This window comes from Enterococcus sp. DIV0574, assembly GCF_051711125.1.
Classification (GTDB): domain Bacteria; phylum Bacillota; class Bacilli; order Lactobacillales; family Enterococcaceae; genus Enterococcus_D; species Enterococcus_D gallinarum.
This window is the reverse complement of sequence record NZ_JBIOMA010000001.1, coordinates 94,676-111,146: the sequence shown is the minus strand read 5'-3', so window position 1 is coordinate 111,146 and position 16,471 is coordinate 94,676. Positions and strand designations below refer to the sequence as shown.

Here is a 16,471-nt window from a genome sequence, read left to right as displayed (position 1 = left end):
GCGAAATTATATTTTTTGATAAATAAAGGAATCGATTTTTTTCAACCCGAATTTTTCCGAAAAATTAATCGTTTCTGTTGCTCCAGTAAATAAAATCCCACCTGGTACTAAGGCATCACTAAACTTCTGATACACTTCGTCTCTGGCATCACTTTTGAAATAAATCGTTACATTGCGGCAGACGATCACGTGACAATTCTTTTCATAGGGATCTTTCAATAGATCATGTTTCTTGAAATGAACTTTCCGCTTGAGTTCTGGTTTGATCTGATAAGTGTTTCTCTCTTTGACCTCAAAATAATTCGCTAGTTCTTCAATAGGAACATTTCTTAGCTCGTGCTCGCGATACACCCCTTGTTTTGCCTTTGTCAAAATCTGCTGATCGATATCCGTTGCTAAAACAGTGGGCGTTGCCAAGCGATTTTTCTCTAACAGCATGGCGATCGTATAAGGCTCCGCACCTATCGAGCAAGCCGCACTCCAAATTTTCGGCAATGCAAACTGTGGCACGATCTTAGTCAGCAGCGTTTTTTCAAAGGCATCAAATAACTCTTTGTTACGATAAAATTCGGTAACATTGATCGTGATATGGGCTAGAAAAGCTTCTCTGGCAACCACATCTTTCTCCAAAAGCCGCTGGTATTCCTGCAAATTTTTAGCACCTGAATGTTCCATGATGGTCAAAATCCGTCTTTGCATTTGACTTTCTTTGTAGGCCGCTAGCTGTACCCCTAGCCGATCACTGACCCATTGATTAAAAACAACAAAATCTGTCTCCATGTTCTCACCCGACTATCTGTCCGATTTTTGTTTCAATCTTGCTTAGTGCTAGAACTTCATCGACTGCCTTTTGTTCGATGGCGTATCGCGGCATCCCGAAGACCACACAACTGTCTTTGTCCTGAGCGATGGTATAACCACCTTCTTGTTGGATCGCTTGCATTCCTTTGGCACCATCTTTACCCATTCCAGTCAATAAAACACCGACTAGACCCTTTTGATAAGCGCTGGCTGCTGAAGTGAATAAATAATCAACCGCCGGCCTAGTTCCGTGAAGCTTCTCCCGTTGATTCAGGTGAAAACGCCCTTGTCCCACTGTCATATGGTAATCTCCGGGGCAAAGATAGACTTGGTTTTCAATCGGCATGCCGTCGGTCACTTCTTTGACTGGTACTGTTGTTTCCGAGTTCAGACGTTGAGCGAAAGATGCCGTGAATCCAGCCGGCATGTGTTGAACGATCATAACTGGGCAATGCAGCCGTTTAGGCAAGCCGCGGATGATTCCCAACAAAGCTCTGGGGCCACCGGTGGAAGAGCCAATCACGACTGCTTCAACTGTCCGTGGCAAATGGTGTGACGTTAATTTTATTTGTTCAGCTATACTATGGTTTATTTCCTTAGAATGGTTTTGATCAAGCGAATCGATTTTTTTGTAGAAATCATCGATCCAGTCTTGTTGAATCTGAGATAGATTAACAGGCTTTTCAACGAAGTCTGCCGCCCCGAGCTCTAATGACTCAATCGTTGTTTCTTGATTTGTCATTGAACTGAGCATGATTACCGGAACGGTGTACTGTTCTTTGATCATCCGCAATGTCTCTAATCCATCCAATACAGGCATTTCTACATCCATCACTACAAGGTCGAAAGATTCTTTCGCAAGATGATCTAGTGCTTGCTTACCATTACGAGCAGCAGCAGCTACTTTGATGTGGGGCATCTGTTCCAACAGATCCGTCACCACTTTCCGCATAAAAGCAGAATCATCTACGATCAATACTCTTTTCATTTTTTTCAAACTCCTTTATAGATAGATGATTTCTTGATTTACGATCCGAACCATTGTTGTAAAATCGTCTAAGTCAACGATCATTGTTCTTCCAGCCGTACCACCAACGTGTTTGGCTACAATGGGAATTCCCAACTTGGCCAAAGATTGTTCAACTGCCTCAACATTGCGTTGTCCGATATTACTCGTATTCGTGATTGTTTGGAATTGAAACATATTGGCACCACCAACGATTTTGGCTTTGAATCGCGGAGCACGTACTTTACGCTGCAATTCTGCAACCATGTTTGGCAATGCCAGATCAGCAAATTTTCCCGGCTTGATCTCCCGCTTGTGGGAAAATGGTTGACTATCTGGCAGCATAATATGGCTCAGTCCGCCAATTTTGCTTTTTTCATCATAAATGATCGTGCCAACGCAGGATCCCAGTCCAACGGTCATTAATTTGTCCGGATACTGGGCAATTTTATACTCTGAGATGCCTACATGAATCTCCTGTTTTGTTTTCAATAGACGGGTCAACTCGTTTCTCCGAACGTGTCCTGCCATTCCTCCGGTTCATAGTCAAATAAAAAGGAGAGCGCCAATAATAGTACGACGGATTCATCGCTTTTCAAAAATTGCTCGATATAACTTTGTTTAAGTCCCGAACGATCAAGCTGAGCTTCATAATCCGTCTCTTCCAGCGTAGAGATCCCCACGATCTCATCGACATACAGCCCAAGATCTTGATCATTCCAATGACATAAGATGACATTGTTCCGTTCAGAAACCGTTGTGGGCTCTTTGAATAGTTTACGGCGAACATCAATAATCGGGATCATTTTTTCTTGAAATTCATAGACACCTAAAACGAAATCAGCCACTTCCGGTAACTGAATAAAGGATTGGGCTTCAATCACTCGTGTCACTTGCTGGACTCGGATTGCAAAGAGCTGGTCATGACTTCTAAATATTACATATTGCTCCATCAGCATCTTTTCCTCTCTCTAGAATTTAAAGCTATCTACTTGGAACTTCAGAATGCTCGCGATCGTTTCGATTTCTTGCGCATTCGATTCAAATTCTTCGATGACCAAATAGAAATCTTCCAAGTTGGCCGTCACTTCTTGGGTGCCGGCAGAGGTTTCTGAAACAGCAGAGGAAATATTGCTGACAGAGACTTGCACCATATCTTTTTTCTCCACGATGCCGGTAATATGTGACTCGACTGTTTGGATACTCATTACTAATTTTTCAACAATATCAGAGATTTCATTGGCTAAATCAATCACCTTATTGATATTGTCTGTTTGTTTTTTCCCGCCCTCATAAGAATTCATCGCTGCTGAAACAACTTTCTCAGATTTTTTGCGGATTGCTTCAATGATCGTCCGAATACTTTTAGTCGATTGACTGCTCTGTTCTGCCAAACTGCGAACTTCTTCTGCCACAATGGCAAATCCGCGGCCTGCTTCCCCTGCACGAGCTGCTTCGATCGAAGCATTTAATGCCAAAAGATTGGTTTGATCAGAAATATCATTAATCAACTGAACGATTTTGCCGATACTTTGAATGTCTTCATTCATATCATTCATACCATCCACCAAATCAGCTTGATTTTGACGTTCGACTTCCCAACTTTCTGAGACATACATCATCACTTCAGAATTTCGATAATTGCTATCTTGAGATTTTTGCACGTAGCCATTCATGAGGTCGATCTCTTTGTGGATTTCCTCGATGCTTGTTGCTAATTCGTCCATGTCAACAGAGGTCTGTTCTGCTTCAGAGGCTTGAGAACTGGCTGCGTTGGCGATAGCGTTCATCGTTTGGCGAACATTTTCGATAGATGTTTTGGCATTTTTGGACGTATTGGTCAAATTTCCAACCATTTCCGTCATGCGGGTGCTTTCTTCATGCATTCCCACGATTACTGCTTTAAATGTATTCAAGACACCTTTAAAACTATTTTTGACCTTTTCAAAGAGGGGATCATTTCCGTCATTCCCCATAGCATCAATGTGCGAGAGATCTCCTCCACTAACAATTTCCAATTCTGCTAGTAATGTATCCATTCCTGGATCCTTATGTTTCACCACAAAAGAGAGTACGACAACTCCAATAAATTCCAATAAGAGAACGATTATTGAAAAAATAAAGAACACATGACTCAACTGATCGTCTCCGTGAGGCCGTAAAACAAAGAAATAGCACCCCAATAAAACGACAAACGTAATAATTAAGGGAAGCAGCGTAGCGAGGCGGATTTTTTTGATAATAGCTTGTAACTTCTTCTTCATGACAGTATCCTTTCCTATGCGATATGATCGTCAATGATTTTTATCAAGATTCGCTCTTCACTTGATAATCGCAGTGTCACTCCTTCTTTATCCGATTATGAAAACAATCTTCTAGTTCCCTAATCGGATAATTAACTGGAAATTTAAGGCTTGTCACCAGACATATGTATCTTTCGGGTCTGCATAACGGGTATAGCCGCCGTTGCGATCGTCCCGTATCAATCGTCCTTCTTTAAGCTCAAAAACACGATTCCGAACAGTATTGACCATGGTGCTGTCATGGGTAGCAAGAAGCACGGTGGCCCCTAACTGGTTGATCTTTATGAATAATTTCATGATTTCTACTGCGGATTTAATATCTAAATTTGCTGTAGGTTCATCTGCGATCAAGACTGCCGGTTCAGTTACGATGGCACGGGCGATCGCGATCTTTTTGCATTGTCCTACCGACAATTCATGGGGATAGCAAGATTGATAAGCCGTCATTCCCACCATTTGCAATGCTTTATCGGTTTTTTCTTTGCGTATTTTCCGTGGCACGCCCAATACCTGTAATGCATATTCAATGTTTTTATAAGCCGTCATATGTGCCAACAGCAGGTCTTCCTGCTGGATAATGCCTACTTGTCGCCGAATCATATATAAGTGACGATCTTTCAGCCCTTCTAGCAGCACATTGCCAATTTGGATCGACCCTGCTGAAAGCTCTTCTTCTTTCAGCAGTAACTTGAACAGTGTCGATTTGCCAGAGCCGCTCGGTCCTACGACATAAATAAATTCGCCTTGCGAGATCTCAGCGGTAATATTTGCTAATGCTAGCGTGCCATTTTGGAATTGCTTGCTGACTTTGGTTAATCGGATCATTGGTCTCTCCTCTAATTAGTAAAACGATTGACAACAGCTAACATATCATCCGTTGTTTGCATTGCTTTTGTATTAAGGGCGTATGCTCTTTGTGTCGTCAGCAGTTCTGTCATTGAACCGGCCAAGTCTACATTCGATCCCTCCAAATAATGTTGATTGATCGTTCCAAAAGCGGTTGGGTCTGCTTGAGAACTTGTTAGCTGGGCATTTTGTGTTTGAAATAGCTGACTTCCCACAGGAACCAGATCATTCATATTGGTTGGGTTATAAAGTGTCAATTGCCCTAGTAGAACTGCCTGTCCATTTTGTTGGGTCATTAATCGGCCTGCAGAATCAATTTGGATGTTCTGGGCATTTGGCCATTGATTAGCGGGTACCATAGTAGTCATAGCGACAGGGTAGCCATCGCTGGTGACTAGTCCTTTTTCAGCATCTAACTGGAAATTACCAGCTCTTGTCAAAAGCAACTCATTGTTTCCATTGCGGACGCCAAAGAATCCCGTACCTTGGATCGCCACATCTAGCGGCTGACTGCTAGCTGTCAACACGCCTTGACCAAAGCTAGTTCCAGTTGTAGCTGAAGAACCAACGTTCCAGCCGTATTGTGCCGCATTACCACTGAAATAGACTTCCTCAGTTGATACTGCATTGTTGATCAGTTCTTTGAAATGAGTCGTTTGCGTTTGATAACCATTGGTATTGACATTGGCAATGTTGTTAGCAACATTGTCCAAATTCTTTTGTAAACTGTTCATTCCTGAACGACTGATCCCTAATAAACCGTTCATATTCATTCTGCTATCCTCAAATCTTTCCTAATTCGTTCACTGCTTTTTGGAGTGTTTCATTGGTGGAGTTCAATACTTTTTGGTTTGCTTCAAATTCTCTTGATGTCTGGATCATTGCCACCATCTCGTCTGCCACGACCACATTGGCTTGTTCCAGATACCCTTGCTGCACCGTCGGCCGTGCAGCGATCGTCCCCGCATTGTCGCTGGTATAGTAAGTTTCCCCATTGGCCATCAACTGGTCTGGTTCAAACAAACGGACTTGGAATTGCGGATTATCTGCTGCGGTCACTGGCTGATTGCCATTGCCTAAAACAACGTATCCTTCTTGGGTCACGTATTGATTCTGCTGATTAAGGGTAAAGTCCCCTTTTCGCGTGTATAATGTTTCACCTGCAGGTGTTCGGACAGTAAAGTAGCCATCAGAAAGCAGTGCGAAATCTGTTGCTTGATCCGTTTGTTTTATCGCCCCAGCTGCCTGTTCCAAACTGGTGCCGGCTAATTGATTCCCGAATGCCAGTCCACCAATATCATGACGAGTGTTTGCCTGAGCACCGCCTTGATAATTATGTAATGCTACTTCATCTAATGTCGATTGAAATAGTTTTTTTGCTTGATACCCAGTGGTTTTGACATTGGCGATGTTCCCACTAGTCGTTTCTTGCCGTTTCTGTAAGACATTGATGTTGCGGGAAAGAATATCTAATCCTCGAATCATGCTAGTTCCTCCTTGATCAATAATCGTAATTTAGCTACCATTTTGCCGTGGATCTGTGAAACCCTTGGAATTGAGATTTCTAAAATTTCTGCGATCTCTTTGAGTGTCAATTCTTCGGTGTAATACAAACTCAAAATCAACTGCTCTCTTTCCCCGAGCTTTTTGATACAGGTAGTCAATGCTTGCAGACGTTCTGTTTCTAATAACGCTTCTTCCACATCTACCGCTTCTTTATCGCTGATAGAATCTTTGATCGTCATACCTTCATCTTGAGCAGAAAACAATGTATCCTCTAATGACACACTAGCTAAATAATGTAGGCTTTCATAAATATCTGCCAACTGTCCGCGACTAATTCCCATCTGTTTAGAGATTTCTGTATCAGTCGCTTCTCGCTTCAAGGTTTGCTCTAACTCTTGTCGTGCTTGATAAAATTGGTTAACTGCCGCCATTTTATAACGTGAGATTTTTGCATGCTTGCGTACTTCGTCAATGATCGCTCCTTTGATACGAAGGACCGCATAACTTTCAAAAGGCACTTTTTTCGTCGGATCAAATTTGTTTAACGCATCCATCAATCCGATGACCCCAATGTTGAATAGATCTCCTTGTTCGTAATCTGTCGTTTTGATTGACATTCGCTGAACCACGCGTTCGACTAGAGGAAGGTATTTAATGATTTCTGCTTCTCTATCCACTTCGTACATCGGTTATTCTCCTTTCACTTCGCACTCTTTGCTCATATCTCAATACTGCCTACCGTCTCAATAGCGATTTCGTTAGGTATCTCATTCAATGACAAGATTGCCAAATCCGGAAAATTGAATGTGATCATTTTCTTGAACGGAAGACGAATCTTTGGTGAAGCTAGAATTACGAAGGAAACATTCTGAGCGATCGCTGCATGTTGGATCGTATTGATTGAATCCAAAATTTTCGTCACTGTCTCTGGCTTTAAGACTGGGTAAGAGCCGGTTGCTGTTTTCTGAATACTTTGAGCAATCATTTCTTCTAATTTTGGATGAATGACAGCGACCTTCAGCTCATGCTGCTCCCCAATATATTTCGCCACGATCGTTCGTTTCAGTGCTTGACGAACATATTCTGTCAAGACTTCTACATCTTTTGTTACAACGCCGTAATCGGCTAATGTTTCTAATATTGTTGCCAGATCATTGATTGGGATCTGTTCATCTAGAAGATTTTGTAATACTTTTTGTACTTCACCCAACCTTAGAATCTCAGGAATCAATTCATCAATGACTACGTTGTACTGTTCTTTGATTCCTTCCAACAATTTCTTCACTTCTTGTCGGCCTAGTAATTCTGGCGCATGGCTGTAAATGATTTCTTTGAGATGCGTGGCAATCACCGTTAATGGTTCAATAATCGTAAAGCCTTGCAATTCAGCCAATTCCTTATCTTTCTCATCGATCCACATCGCATCTAAATGAAAGGCTGGTTCTTTGGTTGCGATTCCTTCAAATGGGAAAGGTTCTTCATTAGGACTGATGACCATTACTTTATTCGGATAAATATCGCCCCGTCCCACTTCATTCCCTCGAATTTTGATCACATAATCATTTGACTCAAGGTAGAGATTGTCTCGGATACGTACCGGACTGACTAGGATCCCTAACTCTCGGGCGCTTTGTTTACGAATCGCGACGATACGATTCATCAGACTATTATCGATGGAACTGTCGACGATTGGGATTAGTCCATAGCCGATTTCAACTGCAATCGGTTCTACTTGGAAGGAAGCGACAGAATCGTCTTCTTCTTGGGCTTCTTTTTTACGTTCCAAAGCGAGTTTCTGTTCCAATTTCTTTTGTTCTGTCCGTTGCTTTTCTTCTTGCTGTGTAATCATGAAACTAGCGGCAAATAAACCGCCACCAATCAGGAGAAAAGGGATCGGTGGAAACCCTGGCACGATCGCCAAAACAAAAAGAATCATACCGACGATTCGGAAGAGTTGCGGATTTCTTGTGATATCGGCTGCAATGTCTAAACCAAAGGAACTGTCATTGTCTGAACGAGTGACCATCACACCAGATGCGATGGAGATCAGCAGGGAGGGGATCGAACTAACCAAACCGTCTCCGATAGCTAATTTACCAAACTGGGAGAAAGCTTCCATGACTGTCATTTGCCCTCCCATGGAAAAGATGATCGCGCCGCCGACCAAGTTGATGACCGTGATCATGATCCCGGCAATCGCATCTCCTTTAACGAACTTGCTGGCACCATCCATCGAGCCAAAAAAGTCCGCTTCCCGCTGCAAGTCTTTTCGACGTTTCCGGGCATCGGCTTCCGTGATTAATCCGGCATTCAGATCCGAATCAATGGCCATTTGCTTTCCTGGCATCGCATCTAGTGTGAAACGAGCAGTAACCTCTGACACTCGTCCCGCACCATTAGTCACGACAGCTAGTTGTACCACCATGATGATGACAAACAAAATGATTCCGACAATGTAATTACTTCCAGCTACGACATTCGCGAAGGCATCAATGACATGGCCCCCATTCCCTTGTGTCAGAATCAAGCGGGTAGAAGACAGGTTCAATCCTAGCCGGAACATCGTCGTAATCAAAAGAAGTGTTGGAAAGGTGGTAAATTCCAAAACTGTTTTGGTAAACAGGGTGATCAGCAGAATGTTGATAGCAATCGTTAGATTGACAATGATTAAAAAGTCCAAAATAGTTGCTGGTAAAGGAATAATGATCAATCCAATAATCCCGATCACTAAAAAAGAAACTAGGACATCCGCATAACCGATTTTTTTCTTAGATTTTGCTACTGCCTCATTCATGCTGTTGCCTCCGTTTTAAATCTTTCCGCGTTCGTTTTCTTCCAATTGATAAACCAGTGCAATGATCTCAGCGATCGCTTCGTACATCTCTACTGGTATCAAATCTCCCGGCTCTACTTGTCTATAAAGAGCTCGAGCAATTTCCCGATTTTCGATCATCGGAATGTTTTCTTTTGCTGCTTCTGCTTTCATTCGCTGTGCCAACTGATCAGCACCTTTTGCTAAAACCCTCGGCACTCCTTCATTCTCCGCATCGTAGCGAATCGCAATGGCAAAGTGCGTCGGGTTAGTGATAACGACAGTGGCTTCCTTGACGTGAGCGATGGCGTTGCGTGTCATCTCTCGGTATTTTGCTTTCCGCTGAGATTTGACTTGCGGATCACCTTCCATTTGCTTGTATTCATCTTTGATTTCTTGCTTGCTCATCTTCAAGTTCTTGCGATGACTGTAGCGTTGATACACATAGTCTCCTACCGCTAAAACAATCAAAAAAAGTGAGATTTGAAAAAATAGATCCTTTGCCCGTTCAATCAGAAAATAGACTGTTTTTTCTAAACCGACCTCACTGACACCCAGTAATGTTGGGACAGCCGCCAAAAATTTCTGGTAACAAAGATAAACAATAATGCCAAATTTTGCTAACGTTTTAGCGAGATTGGCAAGCGCTCGAGTGCTGAATTGTTGCTTTAATCCAGCCAGCGGATTCAGCTTCTTGAAATTTGGTTTGATTGCTTTAGCAGAAAATAAGATTCCCACTTGAGCATAGTTAGTAATTAAACCAACCGCATAAGCAATCACAAAGACAGGTGCGCAAAGCAAAAAAAATAGCAAAATACTTTGAAGTCCTAAACGAGGTAAATCCGCAACGCTGGCTTCAAACAAATACAGATGCTCCAACGCTCGAGTGAGATAAGGTAAAAAGCGCTGCGCAAAAAAGTGCCAAAGGGGCAACAACATAAAAGAAAAGACCATCAGAGAGACCGCAGCCGCTAACTCTTGCGTTTTAGGAACTTCTCCGCGTTTACGGGCATCCCGTAAACGCTTGGCCGTGGGTTGTTCTGTTTTGCCGTCTTTTTCTGACACGTTTTTCACCTCTCTATGATTTCAGTGATGTCATGAACTCTTGTAAATACTTGATTGTATCTGGAAGCTGCTTACTCAAAAAAGTAATGGCGTTTGGCAGTAGTAGCAAAAAGATCATAAAACTGATTGCTGTTTTTAAGGAAAGACTCATCATTAAGATATTGATTTGCGGAATCGACCGCGAAATCACCCCTAATACCAGATCTACCATCAGTAGTGCTATGAGCATCGGCGCAGCTAAATTGAGTGCCATTTCCATCATCTGGCCAAATAGTTTCACGACACCTTCGATGGTGGTACCACTAATTTGAACTGTTCCTAAGGGAACAATCGTAAAAGATAAAAGCAGCGCTGAAATCAAGCGATGATGCAAATTCAAGGTGAAAAAGGTTCCTACGGCTAACCAATAATACGTTTTTCCATATTGAGAGACGTTCATTTGGATCGTCGGGTCATAGGCCTGAGCCATCGAAAACCCCACTTGAAAGTCGATCATTTGACCAGCAATTTGCACGCCAGTAAAAACTAACTGACTCAAATAACCCATCGCCATTCCCAGTAAAATCTCTTTGAGAGCCAAAATCGCAAACATAAACGTTGTCGTCTCTGGCAATGGTTCGACCGCAGGTAAACAAAGGAAGGTGAAGGCAACGCCTAGAACCACTTTCGCAAGCGAAGGAAAATTTTGTTGTGAAAATATGGGACACAAGATAACAAATGCCATCATGCGGCAAAAAATCAGGATACTTGCTTGGATCAGTGCCATGCTTTGCCTCCTTACAATGCCGCGATCATCTTAAAGATGGTTTTAGTGAAATTAAGCAAAAGATTCAGCATAAAATTGCCGGCAAGAATCAATGTTAAGAAAATAGCAATCAGTTTGGGCACAAAACTTAACGTCTGCTCTTGAATCTGGGTAGTGGCTTGAAAAATACTGATCACTAACCCCACAAGCATCCCGATAAGTAACGCCGGTCCAGAAATCAACAAGATCCGAATGAATGCTTCTCGCAATATGTCGAGTACCGTTGCAACAGACATTGGTTTTCTGCTCCTTTCCTGTGAATTATTGGAAACTCTTGATCAGTGATTCCACCACTAAATACCAACCGTCAACTAAGACGAATAGTAGGATCTTAAATGGCAGTGAGATCATGATCGGGGACAACATCATCATCCCCATCGACATCAAAATACTCGAAACAACTAAATCAATGATCAAGAAAGGAATAAAGATCAAAAATCCAATACTGAAGGCCGTCCGCAATTCACTAATAATAAATGCCGGGACCATTACGGTTAGCGGCACTTCATCTGAAGTTTCATATTTTTCTTTTGCCCCAGAAGCTTCGGCGAAAAGCTGAATATCTTTTTCTCGTGTTTGGAGCATCATAAATTCTTTGATTCGACGTTCTGAGCGATCAAAAACTTCGGATTGCGTGATTTCTTGCCGGTCAAAAGGTTCAATGGCTTGCTGATAAATATCCGTATAGACGGGCTTCATGATAAAGAAAGTAAGAAACAAAGCAAGACCGATCAATACTTGGTTGGGCGGATTCTGCTGGGTTCCTAATGAACTTCGTACAAAAGAAAGTACCATGATGATGCGGGTGAACGAGGTCATCATGATCAGTAAAACAGGAATCAAAGATAGCAAAGTCACCAGCAAAAAAGTATTGATCGTATCGTTTGATCCACTGCCGTTAGAGAGCAAATCACTAATCGTGTTACTCATATCCCCAATGTCTAAGGCAAACGCAGTTTGAGGCATCCATAAGTTGCTTAAAAGGATCGCTGCTACTAGCGTCCATTTTCGTTTTGCGCTCATTTTTGCTTGCCTCGTTTCGTTTCTAATTGGCTCTTTGCTTTCTTTACCCATTCAGAGAAATCTGTCACTCGTAATGATTCTGACGTTTCCCCAGTTCTGGACATCAAGATAGCTGCTTCTTCGTCACTAAGTTCTTTTAAGATCTGGTTCTGCTGTTCCGAAAAACTCATCACATAATATTTGTCCAGAATCTGAATGATCCCAATGGAGGAGGATTTGCTGACGGCGACTTTTTGTAGAATCCGCAGCTGATTATTCTGTTGGTTCGTGTAGCGATTCAAATACTTCAAACTGACATTGATCAGATACAAAATGATTAACAAAAAAGCGATCATTTTAATCAATGAAAAAAATGTTTCCATCAACGTTCCTCTTTCTATTGGATCACTAAATCAGTGACATATACTTCATTGACGATTGCTGATCCATACTCATGATTAATTGCTTCCTTCAAATTTTTTTTCAAATTCGGAACACTTTCTGCCGAACTTAAAATGTCACTGGCTTTCTTTTGGCGCAATAAGTTAACGATGCTATCCCGAATAACAGCAACATTCTTCGTCACTTCTTCGCTTTTTTCTTCATTATCAACGAGAATCGAAAGGTTGACCTTCATGTATTGCTGTTCCTGCCCTTCTTCTTTCTCAAGATTTACAAGAAATTCCTCTAAAGCAACAATCGATTCATCAGAAGCAATGCCTTTTGCTTTCGTTTTCGGCGCAACGGTTTTGTCTTCTACTAGGAAGTGATTGGTTACCAATGTCCCGCCAATCGTCCCGCCGATCACGATAACCAACAGAATCGGGATCAGTAAAAACAAATTGATTCCTTTCTCTTTGCTTTTTTCTTTCCCTTGTTCTTTTTCTTCCTTTTCTTTCACTTTAGCCATCTTAACCCACCCTTAGTTATTTATTTGTTTCGAATTGATCAAGAGTTTATAGTCAATGACACGCTGTGCCGTTTCTGCCGCAGACTCAGTTACAACCAGTGTCTTGCCATCGATTAGTGTAATCAACGTATCGGGCATTTCTTCGACCCGATAGATCAGTTCCGGATTTAGATAAAACTCTCTGCCATTCAGTGCCGTCAATAAAATCATCCGGTACCTCCTATTTTTTATGAGGGATTCTGTTAACGTTTCAAGTTCAACAATTCTTGCAGCATTTCATCAGAAGTGGTGATACTTCTTGAGTTTGCTTGATACGCTCTGCTGGCAATGATCATTTCTGTAAATTCCGTCGATAGATCGACATTCGACATTTCTAATGCGCCTGCTTGTAGACGACCTGAGCCATTTTGACCTGCACCCGCAACAATTGGGGCACCCGAGTTGTTCGATTGCATGTAGTTATTTCCGCCGACTTTTTCCAATCCTTCAGGGTTATTGAAAGTTGCAATAGAGACTTTCCCCATGACGAATGATTTGTCGCCGTATTTTGCAACGACTAGTCCATTGGCATCGATGGCCATTGAATTATAAGTAAGTTCTTTGCCATCAACAGTGATTGTTGCAGGAATTTCTAACGGTCCAATCTCTGTTTCGCCGCTAAGTCCTGCACCCTCTTCATATTTGTCATCGTAAACGAGTGGCGGATTTGTGCTGCCAGTACGTCCTAATACTTGCATTCCATCACTGTTAGTCAGCGTGCCGTTACTGTCTCGTACGAAAGATCCATCACGTGTGTAATAAGTTTCGCCATTTTCGCCAGAACCTTTGACCATGAAATACCCTTGCCCACTGATGTAAAAGTCCATTGCTCGCCCAGTAGATTGAGGTGCTCCGACTGTATTGATCATGTCGATCGAACCAGCTTGCACGCCTAAACCGACTTGTGTACCGTTGACACCACCTGAACCATTTCCTGGTGCAGTTGCATTTGATGTGGTTTGGCTCATCATGTCTTGGAAAAGTACCCGACTTGATTTGAAACCAATCGTATTGACGTTGGCAATATTATTTGATACCACGTCCATTTTCGTTTGAAGATTTTTCATTCCACTAACACCTGAATATAATGATCGTAACATTTGTTTTCCTCCTTCAATTTGACGTATTTTCCTCTGTCATTCAGAAAATACTACAGCCCCTTTTCAGTCCAGCTGTTATTTAATAAATGTTGCACTATCGATATTGGTGACTGTGTTCAATTCGTTCATTCCCATTGCTGTAATGATCGTACGGCTGTGAACATCTGCAATCAGACCCATATCTTTGTATACTAATAATGATTCTTTACTACCTTTAGCTGCTAATTCACTCATTGCAGTTGAAAGCGAATCATAATCGGTTTCTTGAAGTGTTAATTCTCGATCCGTCAGCCGCTTTTGTGCATGATGGGAAACTTTGATACTTCTTTGCTTGTCTTGCAGCATCTCCGAAAAATCGGTATTTCTTGCTTGATAGGGTGCGGTTCTAGGCGTTTTTTCAGAGGTGGCAGCTTGTAATGGTAAATTGCGGCCTATTTGATTCATACTGACTCACCTTTCGATTCGCTCTCTGATTCACTTTCTGATCCATCCGAAGTTTTAGGATCGCCGCCGATCTCTTCAATTGCACTCATGTTGTACTCTTTCCCATTGACAACGATCGTGGCATACCCATTCGAAAAGCGAACTTTCTCAATGACTCCTGTAACTTTTTCTTTTCCATCTAATACTGTGACCTCTTTGTTGATCAGACCAAAAGCCTGTTGTTGCTGCTGAAGGATCACTGACGTCATTACCGTCTCACTTAATTCATTCAATTGTTCCAATGTAGTAAACTGGACCAATTGAGAAATGTAATCCGTTCCGCCGCCTGAAGAGTCACCGCTAAAAGAAGGATTACTCATAGTAGCTGCTAAAATCTTAAGGAAATCATCCATTGAAATATCGGAAGCTCGGTGGGTTTGAGCTAAAGAAGTTGCATTTGCGATCCCCGCAGCCGATTGTGTAATTTCATTAGGCATCTTTCTTCTCCTTTTGCATTAAGCCAAAATACTAATGGCATGATTTGTTTGCTCTGCTGTCTCTTCTTCTTTAGGTAAAGGAACTTGATTGTAGCTTTTTTTTCCCGATTGTCTTTGAGGCTGTGAGAAGCCTTGTTGTGCGGTTTGTCCATCAGTCGTCGAAGTAAAACTAGCAAGTGAATCAGTCAAAGCAGCACGTTCAACCGCTGTGGCAGGATTTTCTTTCAAGACGCCTTCTTTCCCAGAAATCAGTTGATTTTCTTGTTTTTGAAGGACTTGCTCCAGTTCTGTCTTGATCGATGACAATAAGTGCTTGGTCTGTTGCTGCTCTACCGTAAATTCCAGACGGCTCCCTTGCGCAGTAACTTCCAATGCAATTCGGACTTTGCCAAGTTTTTCCGGCACTAATTGGAGTGTGATTTTTTTCTCTGGAGTCTGTACTAACTGTTCAATTTTCTGCGTCAATGGTCCTACGACTGTTTTGACTGCAGCTGATGTCGGACGTTGATCGTTCTGCATCAACAACTTGGACAAGTCTAGTGTTGTTGTTTGCTGCAAACCGTTAGATCCATCGTTTGGCTTCATTGAGTCGTCGATTGTGGAACTCTCGGAAATAGCGACTCTTTCAAGTGCTTGCTGTGGAATGAAAGACTGTGCACTCCCCTTTGAAGGTTCATCAACCAGAAGTGTCTTTTCACTGGTTGTATTTCCTTTTGCATCTACTGGGGCATCTGTTTGTGAGATACTCTCTGTTCCAGAATCCAAGTGGATTTTTTCTCCGTCCGCAGTCAGTTCTCCTACTGGCAGAATCGCTGCTATAGGTGTGTCTGGCTTGCTCAGAATTGATTCTGAAGCAGTGTCTTCTAACGGATTTCCTCCTGTTGACTGAAATACTTGATCGGTCGCTACTGAAGTGACAGATTGCTCACTGACCGAATCCACCACTAACGGGTCTTCCTTTGGCAGTTGCAATGGGTAGCCTCCCAAAATACTTCCCTTCGATTCAGCCATTTGCGATCCGAAAAAACCTAGCCACCCCAAAGCTCCTTCATTTACGATTTCTGCCTGTTTCGTCATTTCTGAATTTGCTTCTGGTATACGTGTGTCGGTTGCATTTTCAGAATCGGCGACTGATTCATCTTCTTTGTCGTCCACTAGCTGATTTCCCTGTTCTACACAAGAAAGATCCCCTTGCGGCACTCCATCTTCATTCGCTGAGTTATCCTCAAGATTTTGGGAAAACTGTTGCAGGAATTGAATGAAATTGCCTGGATCTTTGACAGCAGCAGGTTGTTGTTTGTCAGCAACTTTCATAAGTGCTGGCGTGATAGCCACTTGTTTCATTTTTCACCTCCT

21 protein-coding genes are annotated in these 16,471 nt (G+C 42.3%); all 21 read right to left on the bottom strand.

The genetic code is table 11. From position 1 onward, the window contains the following. Positions 1–6: 6 nt before the first annotated feature. Complete coding sequence (locus IGJ45_RS00520; RefSeq protein ID WP_252712063.1) at positions 7–780, bottom strand: CheR family methyltransferase; 774 nt, start codon at positions 778–780, stop codon at positions 7–9. 4 nt (positions 781–784) lie between these two features. Beyond that, positions 785–1,789, bottom strand: coding sequence for a chemotaxis-specific protein-glutamate methyltransferase CheB (gene cheB, locus IGJ45_RS00515; protein WP_060813671.1), 1,005 nt, complete (start codon positions 1,787–1,789; stop codon positions 785–787). Between the two features lie 15 nt (positions 1,790–1,804). Beyond that, a complete protein-coding gene (locus IGJ45_RS00510) occupies positions 1,805–2,338 on the bottom strand; it encodes a chemotaxis protein CheD (protein WP_081131831.1) in 534 nt (177 codons plus the stop codon). Beyond that, positions 2,308–2,760 carry a chemotaxis protein CheW gene (locus IGJ45_RS00505; RefSeq protein WP_060813673.1) on the bottom strand — a complete coding sequence of 151 codons (453 nt, stop codon included), beginning with the start codon at positions 2,758–2,760 and terminating at the stop codon, positions 2,308–2,310. Before IGJ45_RS00505 ends, IGJ45_RS00510 begins: the two co-directional genes overlap by 31 nt. Before the next feature lie 18 nt (positions 2,761–2,778). Beyond that, positions 2,779–4,071: a methyl-accepting chemotaxis protein gene (locus tag IGJ45_RS00500; RefSeq protein ID WP_081131832.1), complete on the bottom strand. Its 1,293-nt coding sequence runs from the start codon at positions 4,069–4,071 to the stop codon at positions 2,779–2,781. Positions 4,072–4,224: 153 nt separating this feature from the next. Further along, a complete protein-coding gene (locus IGJ45_RS00495; protein ID WP_081131833.1) occupies positions 4,225–4,935 on the bottom strand; it encodes a cell division ATP-binding protein FtsE in 711 nt (236 codons plus the stop codon). 11 nt (positions 4,936–4,946) lie between these two features. Beyond that, positions 4,947–5,729, bottom strand: a complete 783-nt coding sequence (locus IGJ45_RS00490; protein WP_081131834.1) for a flagellar hook-basal body protein — start codon at positions 5,727–5,729, stop codon at positions 4,947–4,949. Positions 5,730–5,739: 10 nt separating this feature from the next. Further along, complete coding sequence (locus IGJ45_RS00485; RefSeq protein WP_113848983.1) at positions 5,740–6,441, bottom strand: flagellar hook-basal body protein; 702 nt, start codon at positions 6,439–6,441, stop codon at positions 5,740–5,742. Continuing rightward, on the bottom strand, positions 6,438–7,148 hold the full coding sequence (locus tag IGJ45_RS00480; protein WP_081131836.1) for a sigma-70 family RNA polymerase sigma factor: 711 nt from the start codon (positions 7,146–7,148) through the stop codon (positions 6,438–6,440). Before IGJ45_RS00480 ends, IGJ45_RS00485 begins: the two co-directional genes overlap by 4 nt. A 32-nt stretch (positions 7,149–7,180) precedes the next feature. Continuing rightward, positions 7,181–9,256 (bottom strand): flagellar biosynthesis protein FlhA, encoded by a 2,076-nt coding sequence (gene flhA / locus IGJ45_RS00475; RefSeq protein ID WP_103300692.1) that lies wholly within the window; start codon positions 9,254–9,256, stop codon positions 7,181–7,183. 15 nt (positions 9,257–9,271) lie between these two features. Then, complete coding sequence (gene flhB / locus IGJ45_RS00470) at positions 9,272–10,339, bottom strand: flagellar biosynthesis protein FlhB (RefSeq protein WP_060813680.1); 1,068 nt, start codon at positions 10,337–10,339, stop codon at positions 9,272–9,274. Positions 10,340–10,352: 13 nt separating this feature from the next. Further along, a complete protein-coding gene (gene fliR / locus IGJ45_RS00465) occupies positions 10,353–11,105 on the bottom strand; it encodes a flagellar biosynthetic protein FliR (protein ID WP_257602798.1) in 753 nt (250 codons plus the stop codon). A gap of 11 nt (positions 11,106–11,116) precedes the next feature. Beyond that, positions 11,117–11,380 carry a flagellar biosynthesis protein FliQ gene (fliQ, locus tag IGJ45_RS00460; protein ID WP_060813682.1) on the bottom strand — a complete coding sequence of 88 codons (264 nt, stop codon included), beginning with the start codon at positions 11,378–11,380 and terminating at the stop codon, positions 11,117–11,119. Between the two features lie 25 nt (positions 11,381–11,405). Then, on the bottom strand, positions 11,406–12,167 hold the full coding sequence (gene fliP / locus IGJ45_RS00455; protein ID WP_409531391.1) for a flagellar type III secretion system pore protein FliP: 762 nt from the start codon (positions 12,165–12,167) through the stop codon (positions 11,406–11,408). Further along, a complete protein-coding gene (locus IGJ45_RS00450; protein ID WP_156233856.1) occupies positions 12,164–12,529 on the bottom strand; it encodes a flagellar biosynthetic protein FliO in 366 nt (121 codons plus the stop codon). Before IGJ45_RS00450 ends, fliP begins: the two co-directional genes overlap by 4 nt. A gap of 14 nt (positions 12,530–12,543) precedes the next feature. After that, positions 12,544–13,056 carry a flagellar basal body-associated FliL family protein gene (locus tag IGJ45_RS00445; RefSeq protein WP_060813685.1) on the bottom strand — a complete coding sequence of 171 codons (513 nt, stop codon included), beginning with the start codon at positions 13,054–13,056 and terminating at the stop codon, positions 12,544–12,546. Between the two features lie 12 nt (positions 13,057–13,068). Further along, positions 13,069–13,266 (bottom strand): flagellar FlbD family protein, encoded by a 198-nt coding sequence (locus tag IGJ45_RS00440; protein ID WP_060813686.1) that lies wholly within the window; start codon positions 13,264–13,266, stop codon positions 13,069–13,071. Positions 13,267–13,298: 32 nt separating this feature from the next. Then, on the bottom strand, positions 13,299–14,195 hold the full coding sequence (locus IGJ45_RS00435; protein ID WP_060813687.1) for a flagellar hook-basal body complex protein: 897 nt from the start codon (positions 14,193–14,195) through the stop codon (positions 13,299–13,301). A 75-nt stretch (positions 14,196–14,270) separates the two neighbouring features. Then, complete coding sequence (locus IGJ45_RS00430) at positions 14,271–14,639, bottom strand: flagellar protein (RefSeq protein ID WP_071870112.1); 369 nt, start codon at positions 14,637–14,639, stop codon at positions 14,271–14,273. Continuing rightward, positions 14,636–15,115 carry a flagellar hook capping FlgD N-terminal domain-containing protein gene (locus IGJ45_RS00425; RefSeq protein WP_060813688.1) on the bottom strand — a complete coding sequence of 160 codons (480 nt, stop codon included), beginning with the start codon at positions 15,113–15,115 and terminating at the stop codon, positions 14,636–14,638. The genes IGJ45_RS00430 and IGJ45_RS00425 overlap by 4 nt, the downstream gene beginning before the upstream one ends. Positions 15,116–15,133: 18 nt before the next feature. Further along, on the bottom strand, positions 15,134–16,459 hold the full coding sequence (locus IGJ45_RS00420) for a flagellar hook-length control protein FliK (RefSeq protein WP_409531392.1): 1,326 nt from the start codon (positions 16,457–16,459) through the stop codon (positions 15,134–15,136). Positions 16,460–16,471: the final 12 nt, after the last annotated feature.

Excerpts from the sequence above, each read along its gene's own strand:
- IGJ45_RS00445 (WP_060813685.1), bottom strand. The coding sequence starts at position 13,056 with ATGGCTAAAGTGAAAGAAAAGGAAGAAAAAGAACAAGGGAAAGAAAAA.
- IGJ45_RS00440 (WP_060813686.1), bottom strand. The coding sequence starts at position 13,266 with ATGATTTTATTGACGGCACTGAATGGCAGAGAGTTTTATCTAAATCCG.
- IGJ45_RS00450 (WP_156233856.1), bottom strand. The coding sequence starts at position 12,529 with ATGGAAACATTTTTTTCATTGATTAAAATGATCGCTTTTTTGTTAATC.
- fliP (WP_409531391.1), bottom strand. The coding sequence starts at position 12,167 with ATGAGCGCAAAACGAAAATGGACGCTAGTAGCAGCGATCCTTTTAAGC.
- IGJ45_RS00505 (WP_060813673.1), bottom strand. The coding sequence starts at position 2,760 with ATGGAGCAATATGTAATATTTAGAAGTCATGACCAGCTCTTTGCAATC.
- IGJ45_RS00420 (WP_409531392.1), bottom strand. The coding sequence starts at position 16,459 with ATGAAACAAGTGGCTATCACGCCAGCACTTATGAAAGTTGCTGACAAA.
- IGJ45_RS00485 (WP_113848983.1), bottom strand. The coding sequence starts at position 6,441 with ATGATTCGAGGATTAGATATTCTTTCCCGCAACATCAATGTCTTACAG.
- cheB (WP_060813671.1), bottom strand. The coding sequence starts at position 1,789 with ATGAAAAGAGTATTGATCGTAGATGATTCTGCTTTTATGCGGAAAGTG.
- IGJ45_RS00480 (WP_081131836.1), bottom strand. The coding sequence starts at position 7,148 with ATGTACGAAGTGGATAGAGAAGCAGAAATCATTAAATACCTTCCTCTA.
- fliQ (WP_060813682.1), bottom strand. The coding sequence starts at position 11,380 with ATGTCTGTTGCAACGGTACTCGACATATTGCGAGAAGCATTCATTCGG.
- IGJ45_RS00430 (WP_071870112.1), bottom strand. The coding sequence starts at position 14,639 with ATGAATCAAATAGGCCGCAATTTACCATTACAAGCTGCCACCTCTGAA.
- IGJ45_RS00425 (WP_060813688.1), bottom strand. The coding sequence starts at position 15,115 with ATGCCTAATGAAATTACACAATCGGCTGCGGGGATCGCAAATGCAACT.
- IGJ45_RS00495 (WP_081131833.1), bottom strand. The coding sequence starts at position 4,935 with ATGATCCGATTAACCAAAGTCAGCAAGCAATTCCAAAATGGCACGCTA.
- flhA (WP_103300692.1), bottom strand. The coding sequence starts at position 9,256 with ATGAATGAGGCAGTAGCAAAATCTAAGAAAAAAATCGGTTATGCGGAT.
- fliR (WP_257602798.1), bottom strand. The coding sequence starts at position 11,105 with ATGGCACTGATCCAAGCAAGTATCCTGATTTTTTGCCGCATGATGGCA.
- IGJ45_RS00435 (WP_060813687.1), bottom strand. The coding sequence starts at position 14,195 with ATGTTACGATCATTATATTCAGGTGTTAGTGGAATGAAAAATCTTCAA.
- IGJ45_RS00520 (WP_252712063.1), bottom strand. The coding sequence starts at position 780 with ATGGAGACAGATTTTGTTGTTTTTAATCAATGGGTCAGTGATCGGCTA.
- IGJ45_RS00500 (WP_081131832.1), bottom strand. The coding sequence starts at position 4,071 with ATGAAGAAGAAGTTACAAGCTATTATCAAAAAAATCCGCCTCGCTACG.
- IGJ45_RS00510 (WP_081131831.1), bottom strand. The coding sequence starts at position 2,338 with ATGGCAGGACACGTTCGGAGAAACGAGTTGACCCGTCTATTGAAAACA.
- IGJ45_RS00490 (WP_081131834.1), bottom strand. The coding sequence starts at position 5,729 with ATGAATATGAACGGTTTATTAGGGATCAGTCGTTCAGGAATGAACAGT.